The following is a 776-nucleotide window of genomic DNA, read 5'->3' as shown; positions in this document are numbered from 1 at the left end:
ACTACATCAAACTTATGTTATGATCCTACAAATGGAGCGACAATTGAAGTTACTGCTTCTGGAGGTATGCCGCCTTATCAATATAATATTAATGGAGGTGCATTTCAATCAAGTAATATTTTTAGCAATTTAACACCAAATACTTATGTAATAATAGTAAGAGATGCTTTTGGTTGTGAAGTTACTTTACCAACTCAAACTATTGAGCCTCAATTAACGTTAGTAACTGTTATAACTAAAGATTTAGATTGTACTGCAAATCCAGACGCTGAAATTACTGGTACTATTACTGGTGGAACTGCTCCTTTTGATTATGCTGTATCTATAAATGGTGGAGCCTATACTCCTTTAGGAACTACTGGCACTCCTTTTACTTACGCTACTCCTACTGCTGGTACTTACCAATTCCAAATAACAGATGCTCTAGGATGTATCGCAGAATCTGAAGTAAATACTATAGATGCTATTACAAATCCAACAGCTACTGCTAATGGTGTTGATCCATTATGTTTTAATGATGCTAATGGAGAGATTCAAATAACGCCTGCTGGTGGTTCTGGAGGTTATACTATTAGTTTTAACGGAAGTCCTTTTACTACTGATACTTTTTATGATGGTTTAGATGCTATTTCAACTACAGCTACGACAAGTGATTATACATATCAGATACAAGATAGTAATGAATGTTTATCACCTATATATACAATTACTTTAAACAACCCAACAGAAGTTATGGCTTCTGCTACTATCTCTAATAATACAAATTGTAGTACTAC

General features: G+C 34.0%; 1 protein-coding gene. It reads left to right on the top strand.

The features are described from left to right. Nucleotides 1–776 (top strand): SprB repeat-containing protein (locus tag Q0997_RS20220; protein ID WP_299892528.1); only part of this gene is annotated, 776 nt, incomplete at both ends.

Origin of the sequence: uncultured Lacinutrix sp. (genome assembly GCF_947500325.1) — a bacterium.
Classification (GTDB): Bacteria; Bacteroidota; Bacteroidia; order Flavobacteriales; family Flavobacteriaceae; genus Lacinutrix.
Note: the sequence above shows the minus strand (reverse complement) of the source record. Positions and strands in the feature narration are given on the sequence as shown.